General features: G+C 69.5%; 16 protein-coding genes and 1 tRNA gene. 11 read left to right on the forward strand and 6 right to left on the reverse strand.

Annotation, left to right across the window (positions count from 1 at the left end):
• Positions 1-24 precede the first annotated feature (24 nt).
• Together IC63_RS02920 and IC63_RS02925 are read right to left on the reverse strand one after the other, a co-directional pair.
• On the reverse strand, positions 25-450 hold the full coding sequence (locus tag IC63_RS02920; RefSeq protein ID WP_198026227.1) for an META domain-containing protein: 426 nt from the start codon (positions 448-450) through the stop codon (positions 25-27).
• 159 nt (positions 451-609) lie between these two features.
• Positions 610-2241, reverse strand: coding sequence for an acyl-CoA dehydrogenase family protein (locus IC63_RS02925; protein ID WP_036716779.1), 1632 nt, complete (start codon positions 2239-2241; stop codon positions 610-612).
• A 186-nt stretch (positions 2242-2427) separates the two neighbouring features.
• Here IC63_RS02925 and IC63_RS02930 point away from each other — a divergent pair, with 186 nt between their 5' ends.
• Genes IC63_RS02930 through IC63_RS02945 form a run of 4 tightly spaced genes read left to right on the forward strand, consistent with a single transcriptional unit; the run spans position 2428 to position 5253 of the window.
• The gene (locus IC63_RS02930) at positions 2428-3192 is read left to right on the forward strand and encodes a sulfite exporter TauE/SafE family protein (RefSeq protein WP_036716782.1); all 765 of its coding nucleotides are present in this window, start codon (positions 2428-2430) and stop codon (positions 3190-3192) included.
• A gap of 14 nt (positions 3193-3206) precedes the next feature.
• Positions 3207-4349, forward strand: a complete 1143-nt coding sequence (gene dapE, locus IC63_RS02935; protein ID WP_036716784.1) for a succinyl-diaminopimelate desuccinylase — start codon at positions 3207-3209, stop codon at positions 4347-4349.
• A complete protein-coding gene (locus IC63_RS02940; protein WP_036716786.1) occupies positions 4346-4759 on the forward strand; it encodes a GNAT family N-acetyltransferase in 414 nt (137 codons plus the stop codon). Before dapE ends, IC63_RS02940 begins: the two co-directional genes overlap by 4 nt.
• Positions 4756-5253 carry a hypothetical protein gene (locus IC63_RS02945; protein WP_232222489.1) on the forward strand — a complete coding sequence of 166 codons (498 nt, stop codon included), beginning with the start codon at positions 4756-4758 and terminating at the stop codon, positions 5251-5253. Before IC63_RS02940 ends, IC63_RS02945 begins: the two co-directional genes overlap by 4 nt.
• 101 nt (positions 5254-5354) lie before the next feature.
• On the opposite strand, the gene IC63_RS02950 is transcribed toward IC63_RS02945, so the two are convergent.
• Positions 5355-7589 carry an OmpA family protein gene (locus IC63_RS02950; RefSeq protein WP_036716788.1) on the reverse strand — a complete coding sequence of 745 codons (2235 nt, stop codon included), beginning with the start codon at positions 7587-7589 and terminating at the stop codon, positions 5355-5357.
• A gap of 290 nt (positions 7590-7879) precedes the next feature.
• Between IC63_RS02950 and infA the strand changes: the two genes are divergently transcribed.
• From infA to IC63_RS02970, 5 genes are all read left to right on the forward strand, one after another.
• On the forward strand, positions 7880-8098 hold the full coding sequence (infA, locus tag IC63_RS02955) for a translation initiation factor IF-1 (protein ID WP_036716789.1): 219 nt from the start codon (positions 7880-7882) through the stop codon (positions 8096-8098).
• A 34-nt stretch (positions 8099-8132) separates the two neighbouring features.
• Positions 8133-8720 (forward strand): Maf family protein, encoded by a 588-nt coding sequence (locus IC63_RS02960; RefSeq protein WP_036716792.1) that lies wholly within the window; start codon positions 8133-8135, stop codon positions 8718-8720.
• Positions 8717-9784 (forward strand): ribonuclease E/G, encoded by a 1068-nt coding sequence (locus IC63_RS02965; protein ID WP_036716793.1) that lies wholly within the window; start codon positions 8717-8719, stop codon positions 9782-9784. Before IC63_RS02960 ends, IC63_RS02965 begins: the two co-directional genes overlap by 4 nt.
• On the forward strand, positions 9781-9951 hold the full coding sequence (locus IC63_RS17255; protein ID WP_084115421.1) for a DNA gyrase inhibitor YacG: 171 nt from the start codon (positions 9781-9783) through the stop codon (positions 9949-9951). Before IC63_RS02965 ends, IC63_RS17255 begins: the two co-directional genes overlap by 4 nt.
• 73 nt (positions 9952-10024) lie before the next feature.
• Positions 10025-10100: transfer RNA gene (locus IC63_RS02970), tRNA-Phe, on the forward strand.
• Positions 10101-10200: 100 nt separating this feature from the next.
• Here the strand turns inward: IC63_RS02970 and IC63_RS02975 are convergent.
• Genes IC63_RS02975 through IC63_RS02985 form a run of 3 tightly spaced genes read right to left on the reverse strand, consistent with a single transcriptional unit; the run spans position 10201 to position 12122 of the window.
• Positions 10201-10830, reverse strand: a complete 630-nt coding sequence (locus IC63_RS02975) for an HNH endonuclease signature motif containing protein (RefSeq protein WP_036716796.1) — start codon at positions 10828-10830, stop codon at positions 10201-10203.
• Positions 10827-11066, reverse strand: coding sequence for a hypothetical protein (locus tag IC63_RS02980; protein WP_036716798.1), 240 nt, complete (start codon positions 11064-11066; stop codon positions 10827-10829). The genes IC63_RS02975 and IC63_RS02980 overlap by 4 nt, the downstream gene beginning before the upstream one ends.
• 9 nt (positions 11067-11075) lie before the next feature.
• Positions 11076-12122, reverse strand: coding sequence for a tyrosine-type recombinase/integrase (locus tag IC63_RS02985; RefSeq protein ID WP_036716800.1), 1047 nt, complete (start codon positions 12120-12122; stop codon positions 11076-11078).
• 23 nt (positions 12123-12145) lie between these two features.
• Between IC63_RS02985 and IC63_RS16800 the strand changes: the two genes are divergently transcribed.
• A complete protein-coding gene (locus IC63_RS16800; protein WP_408633542.1) occupies positions 12146-12556 on the forward strand; it encodes a DUF6950 family protein in 411 nt (136 codons plus the stop codon).
• A gap of 4 nt (positions 12557-12560) precedes the next feature.
• The gene (locus IC63_RS02995) at positions 12561-14597 is read left to right on the forward strand and encodes a phage tail protein (protein WP_156965323.1); all 2037 of its coding nucleotides are present in this window, start codon (positions 12561-12563) and stop codon (positions 14595-14597) included.
• Positions 14598-14603: the final 6 nt, after the last annotated feature.

The following is a 14603-nucleotide window of genomic DNA, read 5'->3' on the forward strand; positions in this document are numbered from 1 at the left end:
CCCGCAGGACCCGAACCGGACCGATCAGTTGCCCGAGCGTTCGGCAGTGATCCAGCCCAGCGGGCTCTGGATCTTCAGCACGCCGCCTTCCCACTGGACCAGCGTCGCCTGAGTGATCGCGTTGATGAACCGCCCCTCGAAGCCCTTGTGGCCGCAGGGATTGTCGGTCCAGTTCATCGTCGTGACCTGGAAGTTGGGCAGCGCGGCCGCGTTCACGCCGCTGAAGGTGTTGCAGGGGCCGTTGCCCGAAAACGCGTTTTGGGTCAGGCGGATGGTGGCATCGCGGGTCGGCACGGCCTCCTTGCCGAAGCCGACGACGGTGTAGGTGCCGAAGGGGATGCCCCCCTCGAAGCCCGTCCCATCGGTCCCGGCGGCGGGCGCGGTGGGTTCACACGCGGCCAGTGCGGCCAAGGCAGCCGCGGCGGCAGCAACGCGGGCAAGAGTTGTCATGACGAGATTCCCCCAAGGAAACATGGTACTGCGGATCGGCCCGCCCTGCCATTCCACGCCGCCAGAGTCCATGCACGCATGCGCGAGCGGCTTTCCGCCGACCGCCGCCGTGCCATTCCGGCAACGCCCGCGCGGCCGTATTGCCACAAGCCGGCCGGTTCAGCCCAGCAGCCGCCGCGCGATCACCTGCGCCTGGATCTCGGCGGCGCCCTCGAAGATGTTCAGGATGCGCGCGTCGCACAGCACCCGGCTGATCGCGTATTCCAGCGCGAAGCCGTTGCCGCCGTGGATCTGCAGCGCGTTGTCGGCCGCCGACCACGCCACCCGCGCGCCCAGCAGCTTGGCCATCCCGGCCTCGAGGTCGCAGCGCTTGTCGTGGTCCTTCTGCCAAGCCGAATGATAGGTCAGCTGGCGGGCGACCATGATTTCCACCGCCATCAGCGCCAGCTTGTCGGCGACGCGGGGGAACGCGATCAGCGGCTTGCCGAACTGCTTGCGGTCCAGCGCATACTGCATCCCGATCTCGAGCGCCGACTGGGCCACGCCGATGGCGCGGGCGGCGGTCTGGATGCGCGCCGATTCAAAGGTCTGCATCAGCTGCTTGAAGCCCTGGCCGGGCTGCCCGCCCAGCAGGTTGTCCGAGCTGACCTTGAAGCCGTCAAAGCCCAGCTCGTATTCCTTCATGCCGCGATAGCCCAGCACCTCGATCTCGCCGCCGGTCATGCCGGGGGTGGGGAAGGGCTCGGCCTCGGTGCCCGGAGTCTTCTCGGCCAGGAACATCGACAACCCGCGCCAGTCGGTCGTCTCGGGGTCGGTGCGGGCCAGCAGGGTCATCACATGGGTGCGGGCGGCGTGGGTGATCCAGGTCTTGTTGCCGGTGATCTCCCACCCGTCCCCGGTCCTGACCGCGCGGGTCCGCAGCGAGCCGAGGTCCGAGCCGGTGTTGGGTTCGGTGAAGACAGCGGTGGGCAGGATCTCGCCCGAGGCCAGCGCCGGCAGCCATTTCGCCTTCTGTTCCTCGGTGCCGCCGCAGATGATCAGCTCCGCCGCGATCTCGCTGCGGGTGCCCAGGGAGCCTACGCCGATATAGCCGCGCGAGAGTTCCTCGGAGACGACCACCATGGACGCCTTGGACAGGCCCAGCCCGCCGAATTCCTCGGGGATGGTCAGGCCGAAGACGCCCAGCTCGGCCAGTTCGTGGATGATCTCCATCGGGATCAGCTCGTCCCGCAGGTGCCAGCCATGCGCGTTCGGGATCACCTTGTCATCCGCGTAGCGGCGGAACTGGTCGCGGATCATCTCCAGATCCTCGTCGAGCCCGGTGGCGCCAAAGGTCGCGCGGCCGTGGTTGTCCTGCATCAGCAGGACCAGCCGCGCCCGCGCCGCGGGGCTGTTGCCGCCCATCGCCGCGCGCGCCGCGTCCGAGGGCTGCCAGTCCACGCCCAGGTCCGACAGCCGGGCGAACTCGGTCTGGCTCATCGGGATGCCGCCGGCGATCTGGGTCAGGTATTCGCCAAAGGCGATCTGCAGGATCAGCTGCTCGATCTCGCCGAACCCGCCTTCCAGCCGTTCCGCCCAGGCCGCCATCTGCTGCAGCGATTCGACATAGGTGGCCAGCCACGACAGCGCGTGCGCGGCGTGCTGTTCCTCCTCGAGCGCGGCGCCGTCGATCTTGCCGCCGCCGACGCGGGCGCGCAGCGCCTCGGTAGCGCGGGTCAGCAGCGTCTCGAGTTCCGGCAGGACGGCGCGGGCGGCGGCGGGGGTCAGCGGAGCGGCGGCGGTGTCGAGCATGAGGCGAATCCCTTGGCAGGCGGGGCGAAAGCACTGGCAGCGGTCCTAGCCCTTTCGCAGGTGCAGCGCAATGATGCTGCGCCGCAACGCCCCGGCGCGCAGGATAGTTTCGCGCCGGGCTCCGGCAGGCTGGCGCGCCCCCCAAGCCGCCTTGCGGCCGCCACCGCCTCGGCTAGGTTCGCGCGGATGTTCGGTCTCGACCTCCAGCTCGTCGCGCTCGCCGCCGCCGTGACCTTCTTCGCGGGCTTCGTGAAGGGCGCGATCGGCTTTGCCATGCCGATGATCATGATGTCGGCCTTCGGGTCGTTCCTGCCCGCGCCGGTGGCGCTGGCGCTGCTGATCCTGCCGACGCTGGTCACCAACGTGCAGCAGGCGACCCGGCAGGGGTTCGGCGCAGCGTGGGAGTCGGCCCGCCGCTACCAGTGGCACATCGGGATGGTGGTGCTGTTCATCTTCGTCTCGGCCCCCTTCGCCAGGGCGCTGCCGGCCTGGGTGATGTATCTGGCGCTGGGTGTCCCGATCGTGGCCTTCGCGCTGTGGCAGCTGTCCGGCCGGCCGCTGACCCTGCCGATCCACCACCGCCGCCGGGCCGAGATCGTCAGCGGCATCATCGGCGGGCTGTATGGCGGCATCTCGGGGATCTGGGGGCCGCCGCTCATCGTCTATCTGCTGTCGGTCGGGGCGACCAAGCTGGACCAGATCCGGGTGCAAGGGGTGGTGTTCCTGCTGGGTGCGGTAGCGCTGACCGCGGCGCATCTGACCTCGGGCGTGCTGAACGCGCAGACGCTGCCCCTGTCGGCGCTGATGGTGATCCCGGCGCTGGCCGGGATGCAGCTGGGCTTTGCCTTGCAGGACCGCATGGATGTGACGCAGTTTCGGCGCTGGACGCTGATCCTGCTGGTCCTGACCGGGGCCAACCTGATCCGCCGCGCCCTGACCATGGGGCCCTGACACGGGGAAACGACATGACCACCGACGCCGCCGACCTCACCGCCCGCCTGATCCGCTGCCCCTCGGTCACGCCCGAGGACGGCGGCGCGCTGGTTCTGCTGGAAACCCTGCTGTCCCAGGCCGGGTTTACCTGCACCCGCGTGGACCGCGACGGCACCCCGAACCTGTTCGCGCGCTGGGGCGAGAAGGGCGCGGCGCGGTCCTTCGGCTTCAACGGCCACACCGATGTCGTGCCCCCGGGCGACCCGGCCAGCTGGACCCATCCGCCATTTTCGGGCGCCGAGATCGACGGCGTGATCTGGGGCCGAGGCGCCACCGACATGAAATCCGGCGTCGCGGCCTTCGTCGCCGCCGCCATCGACTTCGTCCACGACACCCCGCCCGACGGCGCCGTGATCCTGACCATCACCGGCGACGAAGAGGGCACTTCGCGCGACGGCACCATCGCGCTGCTGGACTGGATGCGCGAGACCGGCGAGACGATGCAGGTCTGCATCGTGGGCGAGCCCTCGAACCCCGAGATCATGGGCGAGATGATCAAGATCGGCCGCCGCGGCAGCCTGACCGCGACGATCACCGCGACCGGCAAGCAGGGCCACGCCGCCTATCCGCACCGCGCCAACAACCCGCTGCACGCGCTGGTGCGGCTGCTGGCCGGGCTGACCGCCGCGCCGCTGGATCGGGGGACGGAACATTTCGACCCCTCGGGCCTGCAGATCACCACCATCGACTGCGGCAACCCCGCGTCCAACGTGATCCCGGAAAAGGCCACCGCGGTGGTCAACATCCGCTTCAACGACGCCCATTCCGGCGACAGCCTGACCGCGATGTTGCGCGAACGCGCCGCCGCCCTCGAGGCCGAAACCGGCGTCAGGTTCGGCGTCGAGGTCTTCGTGTCCGGCGAAAGTTTCCTGACCCAGCCCGGGCCTTTCGTGGACCTCGTGCGCGACGTGGTCGCCGGGCAGACCGGCGTGACCCCGGTGCTGTCAACCTCGGGCGGGACCTCGGACGCGCGCTTCGTCAAGGACATGTGCCCGGTGCTGGAGTTCGGCCTCGTCGGCGCCTTCATGCACCAGGTCGACGAGCGCGTGCCAGCCGCCCAGGTCCGCCAGCTCAAGGACATCTACCAGGCGATCCTGCAGCGGTATTTCGCATGAAGATCGCCGTCACCGACGATGTCGACGCCTGCATGGCGATCCGCCGCAAGGTCTTCGTCGAGGAACAGGCCGTCCCCGAAGAGCTTGAGCTGGACGCCCACGACGCCACCGCCGTGCATCTGCTGGCCGTCGCCCACGGTCGCCCGGTCGGGACGGCGCGGCTGCTGATCGACGGCAATCACGCCAAGATCGGCCGCGTCGCGGTGCTGGCCGAGACCCGCGGCACCGGCGCCGGCGCCGCGCTGATGCGAGCCGCGCTGGACGAGCTGCGCGCCCGCGGCGTGCGCGAGGTCACCCTGGGCTCGCAGACCCACGCCATCGGCTTTTACGAAAGGCTGGGTTTTCGGGTGCATGGTCCGGAATATGACGATGCCGGCATCCCGCACCGCGACATGACGCTGCTTCTGTGAGCCTGATCCGCCCGGAACTCGCCGCCCGACTGCGCTCCTGGCGCGAGGTGATCGCCGCAGGCATCACCGCTGCGGCCGGGCTGTGGGTGTTTTCGCTGGGCGGGCTGGTGTTGCAGCCGCTGGGCTTGGCGGTCCTCGCCGTCGCGTCGCTGTGGGGCCTGGGCGCCTGGCGCCGCCGTCGCTTTGCGCAAGACATCGCCGCGCCCGGCGTGGTCGAGGTCGAGGAGGGCGCGATCCGCTATTTCGGCGCCCGGGTGCTGGGCGGCGAGATCGCCCTGCGCGACCTGACCGAGATCCGCCTGCTGCGGCTGGACGGCGACCCGCATTGGCGTCTGCGCAGCACCGCGGGCGAGGCGCTGCTGATCCCGGTCGAGGCTCTGGGCGCGCCGGCGCTCGCCGACGCCTTCGCCGCGCTTCCGGGGTTCGACCTGGGCGCTGCCGCCGCGGCCCTCGCCGGCCGCGCGGCGTTCACGACCGTCTGGAAACGCCCCTGACAGATAAAGGGCCGCAGGGTAATCCCGCGGCCCCTTCGGGCGGTCCTCGAATATCCCGGGGTCCGGGGCAGAGCCCCGGTCCGGCATTTCAGTCCGGCCGCTCAGTTCCGCGCCAGCAGATCGGTGATCCGGCGTACCGCGGCGCGGCGGTTGGCGCGCACGTCGCCTTCGCGGCCGACCTTCAGGAACTGCTCACCGTAGCCCTGCACGACCATGTTTTCCGGCGGCACCTGGAAGAACTCGGTCAGCGCCAGCGCCACCGATTCCGCCCGCCGGTCGGACAGCGCGAGGTTCATGGCGTCGGCGCCCACGGTGTCGGTGTGGCCCTCGATCAGGAACACCTCGCCGGGGTTCTGGCGGATCTGGTCGGCGATCACGCGGCCCAGCGAGGCCAGCGCCTGCGCCTGGTCCGGCTTGATCGCGGCCGAGCCCGTGTCGAAGGTGATCGCCTGGATGTCGACCGGGGCGACGAGGGCGCGGACCTCGGGGATGCTGCGCACCTGGCCCAGCGTAAAGCTGCGGTTCACCGCCGTTTCGCGGCGCAGCGCCTCGCGCAGCGCCTCGTCCGAGATCGGCTGGCCCGGCATCACGACCACCGGCTCGGCCGGGGCGGGCAGTTGCGCGACGTCCACCGGCTGGACGGCCGCGGTTTCGTCGATCAGCGCCGTCGAGGTGCCATCGGGATGGACCACCGTGCGGCGCAGGATGCGCAGGTCGGCGTCGCGGATGGTGATGACCTGGCTGCCATCCTCGCGCGTGACGATGGTGCGTGACGAGCCGTCGGCATATTCCTCGGTCTGCACGGTCGACCCGGGGCGCAGCAGCAAGGCGTTGTCATCCTTGATGATTTCCTGGCTGCCATCGGCTCGCGTCACGACCACCCGGTCGCCGGTGTTCAGCGCCACCTCGCGGTCGTTGGACAGCATCTGCCCCACCGCCATCCCGGCCAGGGCGGGCAGGATCGCCTGCTTCAGCGCCGTTTCCAGGTCGCTGTCGCGGTTCTTCCCGGTGTCGGCGGTCTGCGTCCCGGTCACGACCGGGGCGGTGCCCGGCGCCGGGGTGACGACAACCGTCTGCCCGGCCGCGTTCGCGGCGGCTTCCGCGGCAGCCGCCGCGGCGGCATCGGCGGCGCGGGCCTGGCCGCGCAGATCGGTCGCGAAGTCCTCGGTGGCGGCGCGGCTGTTGGCCTCGGTCACCGCGGTCTTTTCGCCGGTGACGACCGGAGCCGACGAATCGGCCAGCGCTGCCGCGGCCGGCGCGGTGGCTGCCGCCGCGGCCTCGCGGGCCGCGTCGGTCGCCTTGGCCGTCGCCTCGGGGATCGCCTTGGCGGCGGCCAGCGCCTCGGCCAGGGCATCGTCCTGCGGCACAGGCGTCGTCGCCTGCTGGGCGGCGGTCGGCGGAGTGACCACGACGGGCGCGGCGTCGGTCACCTGGGGCGCGGCGACGGGCTCTGCCTGCGGCGCCGTCACCACGACCGGCGCGGACGCTGCGGGGGCCGGCGCGATCGGAGCGGGCGCGTCCGCGGGGGCCGGGGCTGGCGTTACGACCGGCGCCGCCGCCGGCTTCGCCGCATCGCGTTCCGCGAGGGCGCGGGCGATGTCGGTGTCGGACGGGGCCTGCGCCGGCGCGGCCTCGGCCGGAGTTGCCTCGGCCCGAGCGGCCTCTCCCACGGGAGCGGCCTCTACCACAGGCGCCGCCTCGACCTGGGCCGGCTCGGGGCTTTCTGCCGCGACCTTGGCCGCCGCCCGCGCCGAATCCGCCGCGTCGGCCGCTGCCGCTGCCGCGCGGGCCGCCGCTTCGGCGTCGGCGGTCGCGGCCGTTGCCGCGTCGTCGGGCTGGTCTGCACTGTCCGGCGCCGGTTGTGCCGGGACCACGACCGGCGCGCCTGCGTCAGCTGCGGCCGCCGCATCGGCCTGCGCCACGACAACGCTGCCGGCGGCGCCCGCGGCTGCCGCCTCGGGCGCGCCATACATCCGCTCGGGGTTGATCGGCACCAGGTTGCCGTCCCCATCGACACGCATGATCTGCTGCGGCGCGGGGGCGAGGATGAAGCTGCCGTCATCGACCATCTGCACCGCCACGCCTTCCGGCGTGAACAGGGCCGAGCCCTCGGCGCAGGGCTTGGGCGCGTTCATCAGGCATTTCAGGTCGGCTTCGGTGACGCCGGCCTTGACCTCGTCGGCAAGCGTCCGGGCCAGGTCCGGCATGTTCTGCGCCCTGTCCGCGGCGATGCGCGCCGCGTCGGCCGCGGCCAGGGTCTGGGCCGAGGCCAACTGGGGCAGCCCGAGGCTGAGGCCAAGGGCAATGGCGGTCGAGTTTCGGAAGATGCGGCGCATGTCGGTTCCTCGGGTTGCTGGCGCGGTCGGCGCGTGAAGGCGTCCCCGCGCGACGCGGTGGCGGCAGCGGGCGTGATGCCTAGTGAACCACATCGCGCCGAAGCCGTTCCCCCAAAATCCGCGTGATTTTAGCCAAAGCCTTGTGAAGATTGCGTGATCCGCGTGCGGCTCCCCGACGGGCGCTGCCCCGGCCGCATACGGCGGTGCGGCAGCGTGACCCCTTGAAAAACCCGGTGTTTGCCCGCATATGGCATCGTCCGCGATCCGCGGTCCCCCGAACAGGAGAAGACATGGCCAAGGAAGAGATGCTCGAATTTCCCGGCGTCGTGAAGGAACTCCTGCCCAACGCGACGTTCAAGGTCGAGCTCGAAAACGGCCATGAGATCATCGCGCATATGGCAGGCAAGATGCGCAAGAACCGCATCCGGGTTCTGGCCGGCGACAAGGTGCAGGTCGAGATGAACACCTATGACCTGACCAAGGGGCGGATCAATTACCGCTTCAAGTAAAGACGATCGACGCGAGGACGGGCTGCAGGATGGATTGCGGCTGGTGCTGGCCTCGGCCAGCCCGCGGCGGCTGGAACTGCTGGCCCAGATCGGCGTCGTGCCCGATGCCATCCGGCCCGCCGGCATCGACGAAACCCCGCTGAGGGCCGAGGATGCCCGCGCCTATGTGGCCCGCGTCGCGGCCGAAAAGGCCGCCGCCGTCGCCGCGAATGAGCCCGGCGTCGTGCTGGCCGCCGACACCACGGTCGTCGCTGGCCGCCGCATCCTCGGCAAGCCCGCCGACGCGGCCGAGGCAGAGGCCTTCCTGCGCCTGCTGTCGGGCCGCCGCCACCACGTGCTGACCGCCGTGACGGTCATCGCCCGCGGCGCGGCGCGGCACCGGCTGGTCGACACCACGGTCCGCTTTCGCCAGCTGACCGCCGCCGACATCGCCGCCTATGTCGCCAGCGGGGACTGGCGCGGCAAGGCCGGCGGCTACGGCATCCAGGGCCCCGCCGGCGCCTTTGTGCCGTGGATGCAGGGGTCGTTCACCGCCGTCGTCGGGCTGCCGCTGGCCGAAACGGCGACGCTGCTGGCCGCCGCGGGCATCCGCGCGGGCTATAACTGCAAGGAGAAGGCATGAAGGGACGCCAGGTCGTTCTGGGCCGCCACTGGGGCGCCGAGGCCGCCGCGCTGATGGTCGATGGCCGGGTCGAGGACCTGCTGTTCGACCTGTCGCCGCTGACCCCGCTGCCGCCGGGCGCGATCTGCCGCGCGGTGGTGGACCGGCTGGTCAAGGGGCAGGGCGGCGTCTTCGTGCGCCTGCCCGAAGGCGAGCGCGGCTTTCTGCGCGACGCCCGCGGCCTGTCCGAGGGCCAGACGCTGATCGTGCAGGTCGCGGGCGCGGCCGAGGACGGAAAGGCGATCCCGGTGACCCAGCGGGTGCTGTTCCGCGGCCGCGCCGCGCTGGTCACGCCGGGGGCGCCGGGGGTGAACGTCTCGCGCCGGATCCGCGACGAGGGCGACCGTGCCCGCCTGACCGCCTTGGGCGAGACCGCGCTGCGGCAGGCAAAGGCGCCCGAGACGATGGGCCTGGTGATCCGCAGCGCCGCCGCGCTGCTGGACGCGGACGAGGTCGCCGGCGAGACCCGCCAGCTGGCCGAGCTGGCGGTCGAGGTGATGGCAGACACGACCGGCCGGCCCGAGTTGCTGGTCGACGCCGATCTGCCCTGGCACGGCGCCTGGATCGACTGGGCCGACCCGGCCCCGGATTCGATCGAGGAGGGCGACGACAGCTTCGACGCGCACGGTGTTTCGGCGGCGATCGACACGCTGCTGGATGACGAGCTGGACCTGCCCGGCGGCGGCTTCGCGGTGATCGAATCGACCCGCGCGCTGATCGCCGTCGATGTGAATACCGGCCGCGACACGACTCCGGCCGCGGCGCTCAAGGTCAACATCGCGCTGGCGCGCGAGCTGCCGCGGCAGCTGCGCCTGCGCGGGCTGGGCGGGCAGATCGTGATCGACTTCGCCCCCAGTGCGAAGCGCGACCGCGGCACGATCGAGCAAGTGCTGCGCGCCGCCTTCAAGGCCGAGGGCACCGAGACGACGCTGATCGGATGGACCGCGATGGGCCTGTTCGAACTGAACCGCAAGCGCGACCGCGTGCCCCTGGCCGCCATCGCCGCCGCCGGAGAGCTGCCGTGAGCTGCCCGATCTGCCAGGACCCGCCCGATCCGAAATACCGCCCGTTCTGTTCGCGGCGCTGCGCCGACGTCGACCTGGCCCACTGGCTGCGCGGCGACTACGCGATCCCCGGCGAGCCGGCTGCAGGTGCTTCGCTCCCGACCGACCGGGATGGCGACGAGGACTGACGTTTTGGCTCTGGACAGCCCCGCGGCGGTTGTCTAGGAACGCTCCACCCGCGGGCCTTTTGGCCCGCCGCGTGCCCGGATAGCTCAGTTGGTAGAGCAGCGGATTGAAAATCCGCGTGTCGGCGGTTCAAATCCGTCTCCGGGCACCAAAAATCAAGCACTTAGCAGGGTGTCCGGCGACGCGGTTTCGATGTTTCCCACTGCGCTTCCCACTTTCACGTTGCGTCGCCAGTTTGTTCCGTTGGGCAGTCATGGATTTCCGTCGCGCCTTTCGCGCGCCCGTTGCTCCAGCTTTGCGATGGCAAGCAGTGTCGGCTTGATTTCCGCCGGGGCTTGGTCATATGCAATCCCGTGCCGCCCGGACAGTCTCGGCAGCACCGAGCGCGGCAGCACTTCCCAGTTCGACGGGTCACAGTTTGTGCGATCCCCGTCGAGGCACTTCAGAACACAGTCCTTTGGGATCGGCCCATGAGTCTGTTCCCACAGCCAGACCTGCTTCATCTTGTAGCGGGATTTATGTCCGGTGTGCGGGTTGCGTTCTGGAACCTTCATCTCGACGTATCCATCCTGCGTCATGCGCTCGGTCCACATGGGGGTAACATTTGCCGGGACAGCGCCTTTCTTGAATCGGGTGGCGCGTGATGCTGGGTGGTCGTGGGGCATCCCCTTGTTGTGCGGGACCAAGCCCCGCTCGAAGCATCCCGTGCGCCCAGTCATCCAGCCTTTTCGTTTGCACAAGCCCTTGAACGCCGTGAAGGTCACGTCCTTCCGTTCCCAGAAGGCGCAGAACAAGGCATAGAGTTCGGCGCGCGGCATTTCCTTGCGCGCCTCGATCCATGCCAGTTCCTGTGGCATGTAATAGATCGGCCGTCCCTTCATTCTCCGCGCCCGTTGATTTGCGGCAGGAACGGCCTGACCGCCTCCCCGTGGTCGACATACATCCGCGCAACCTGAACACGCGCGGCAATCCCCTTGGTGATCTGATCTGCAACGCCGGTCATGGCGGCAGCCCGCTTGACCTCCTGCTCGATTTGGTCAGGCGTCAACGTCTCGTCGTTCAACCGTTCAAGCTGCATGAACAGGTGGTCGTTCAGGTCTTGCAGTTTGTTCCTCATCTTAATCTCCTATCCGTTCCGCTTCCCCTGGCCGGCCTTGGCGCGCACCTTCTGTCGCGCCGCCCCGGCGTATTTCCGCAGCATCGCGCTGGTCTTGTGCCCAGTCACCGCTGCAATCTCGTCGTCTGACGCCCCGGCCTCGGCCATCTCGACGGCGACAGTGTAGCGCCACCCGTGGACCGTCAGCCGCTCCATCAGCAGCGCGTCCGATTCGCGCCGCGCCTCGCGCAGCGCGCCAGCCGCAGCAGCCCGCGCCGCCCGGAACCGCTTGGCGAACCCGGAATAGCCCAGGGGCCCGCCGTCATCGGCGCTCACGATGGTCGTCCCGCGGCGGTCCAGGCCAGCAATGTAGTCGGCCAGCTCGCGCGTCGGCGGGATCAGCAGCGCCGTCGCGGTCTTGCTCTGAACGATCTCGAACCCGTCCGGCCCGAGCTGGTCCCAGCGCATCGCTAGCGTGTCTCCGATCCGCTGCGACACCCCAACGGCCAGCTCGAACCCGGTGCGCTCAGGCGATCCATACGCCGCAGCGGCGCGATAGGCGTCCTGCGCCCAGCGTGGCCACGGCCCGTGTAGATCGACCTCATGCTTGCCTCGCGGCAGCGGCTTCACGCCCCGCGCCGGGTTGTGCGTCATCCATCCGATCCTGATCGCGTGGGCGAACAGCAGTTTCAGCACCTGGACGATATAGTCCGCGAACCGGCGCCGGTGCGCGTTGGCGTCCCGCGCCCGGATCACGGTCGGCTGGTCCATGCGTGCTGGCTCAAGGCCGGGCATCGTGTCCAGCACCCATTCCATGACCTTGTCATAGTCGGCTCTGGTTCGAGGTGCGAGCGCGGCAAACTCAGGGCTGCGGCGATAGTCAGCGATTAGCGCGCGCCATGTCCTGCCAGCCTCGCGCGGGGCCGATCCGCCGCGGCGCGCCGCCTCATATCTGGCCAAGAAATCCGGCGCGGTCGGGTCGGGCAGCGCGACGTAAGACCCTGCCCGGCGAAAATACCAGTAGACCTTGCCGCGGCTGGTCTTGCGCGTGAGATATGGCAGGTCGGTCAGCTTCATCGGCTGAAGTCCACCAGTGAATAATCCCCGTCGCCGCTGCCCGTCCGTGGCGCGCTCGGCTGTGCGACTGCACGATGTGGGTGGCAGATTGGGTACTGTCGCAGTCGGGGGTCGACCCTGCTGCGGCGCTGCGCGGCAGCTACGCGAACGAGGACGAGGCAAAGGCGCTGATAGCTGGCGGCCTGGTCGCCGTCGTGGACGCGCAGGCGGTGCTGGACCGGACGGATGCCCCGCGGCCTGGGGACGTGGGGATCATCACGGTCAGCGGCAACGAGGTCGCGGCGATCCTGTCCGACAACGGATGGGCCTTTCGTCAATTCGACGGGATCGGCGTGATCCGCACCGACCCGGCGGCGGCATGGGCCTTGCCCGTCCAGGTTCAGCCCCGGATGGACGATGCGCCTGAGCATGTCCCGGCGCCGGTAGAGGACTGACCTCATGGCTGTCGTAGGTGCATGGGTGGCAACCGCGATCGGCGCGACGGGCGCGGCGGCGGCGCTGGTTTCGGCCGGCGTCCAGATGGCGATCAGCTATGCCATCCAGAAGGTCACGCAGCCCAAGGGGCCGCGGCCACAGGACGTGCAGACCGAGATCAAGGCCAGCAACGCGCAGCGCCTGCGCCACCTGGGCAAGGTCAAGGTGTCCGGGGCAACGATGTTCTGGGACTGGCAGAGGGTTGGCGGCCAGCGCACGCTGTTCAAGCTGCTGGCCGTTGGCCAGGGGGGCATCACCGCAATCGATCAGTTCTGGCTGAACGACAAGCCGGTCGTTCTGGCCGCCGACGGGGTGACAGTGACCAACGCGCCATATCAGGGCGGCAAGGTCCGGCTGCGGTGGCTGAAGGGCCGCGATGACGAGCCGTTCGGCGGGAATTACCCGACGCTGCGGGCGGCCTTTTCAGAGTGGACGGTTGACCACAAGCTGGGGTGGATCGGGACGATCCTGGGGGAGTTCGACGCCGTGAAGGCCGAGGACATCCAGGACACCTACCCCGGCGGCGATCCCGCGATCAGCGCGGTCATCCTTGGCGACAAGTGCCACAACCCGAACGGCTTGCCCGCGGGGTGGTCGCAGAACTGCGCCGTGCAGGCGCGGGACGTGCTGACGCATCCGGTCTATGGCTGCATGACTGGTGACGATCTGGACACGGCCAGCTGGCAGCAGGCCATCGCCGATTGCGACGACGAGCTGCCGAAGAAAGGCGGCGGCACGATCAGGCGATATTGGGGCGGCGGCAGCTATGCCTTGAACGCCCCAATGAAGGACGTCGTGCAGCCGATCCTGGATGCCTGCGGCGGCCAGCTGTTCCTGACCGCGCAAGGCAAGCTGGGGCTGCGTGTGGCGAAGTGGCGTGCCCCCGTGCATCGGATCACGGCCGACAAGATTACCCGGCTGTCGATCCGGCGCGGCACCGGCAACATGGAGCGGATAACCACGCTGCAGCCCAAATACACGTCGCCCGAACTGGACTACCAGACGACCGATGCCGACACGTGGGACGACCCGGCCGCGCTGGCCGCGGTTGGTGAGACGGCGCCGAAGGAACTTGACCTGCCGTGGGTGCAGCACCACGGGCAGGCAAGGCGACTGGCGAAGATCAAGATCGCCAAGCTGAACCCGCGCTGGACCGCGACCTTGCGGCTGCGCTGGTGGGGCCTGCTGCTGATGGAAGAGGAAGCGGTCTGGCTGGACCTGCCGCATCTGAATATCGTCAACGAGCCGTTCTGGATCGACAGCTGGGGCTTCGACAGCGAGGCCGAGGACGGGCCGGTCGTCGTCAGCCTAGTCCATGCCTCGCAGGCAAGTCTGACCTGGACGGCAGCCGAGGAAGGCGAGCCCCCTGCCGCGCCCGCGGCGGTTGGGAATGGCTATACCCCGTCGCCGCTGTCCATTTCTGACGTGACGGTAGTGACCGATGATGGGCCGCCCTTCATCCGGCTGCGCGTCACGGGGTTCGATGCCCTGCAGGGCGGCGCAGGCATTTACCGCCCGCAGGGTTCGACGATCTGGACGGCCATGACGGAGGAGCGGGTCTTCAACGTTAGCGGGGCGAAGTGGTTCCGCACAGGGCCGCTGGAAGATCGCCGGCAATACGATCTGCAGGTCAGGACGACCGGCGGGCTGTTCGCCGAGAAGGTCGGGGGCATGGCGGAGGTGACGGGGGTTGAGGTGTTTTCCAACACCACGCCGCCAAGCAACCCGGTCCTGGTCAGCCAAAGCGGTTCGGCCGGAGGTGCCCTGTTGGTGACGTTCCGACCTGATGTCGGCTTGAACTACCATCGCACCGGACTATACCGGGCAGAACCTGGCGCGACATTTGCCGAGGCATCAGTCGTCAAGTGGGATTATTCCACCGCTGCCGAGGTCACGGTTACGGCATCCGTCCCGGCTTCTGGCGCAAGGTTCTGGCTCCGGTCGGAGAACGAAAGCGGCGTGCAGAGCGCGGGCAGCGTGCTCGTCGGCGAATACGTTTAACATCAA

The organism is Paracoccus sphaerophysae, from assembly GCF_000763805.1.
Classification (GTDB): Bacteria; Pseudomonadota; Alphaproteobacteria; order Rhodobacterales; family Rhodobacteraceae; genus Paracoccus; species Paracoccus sphaerophysae.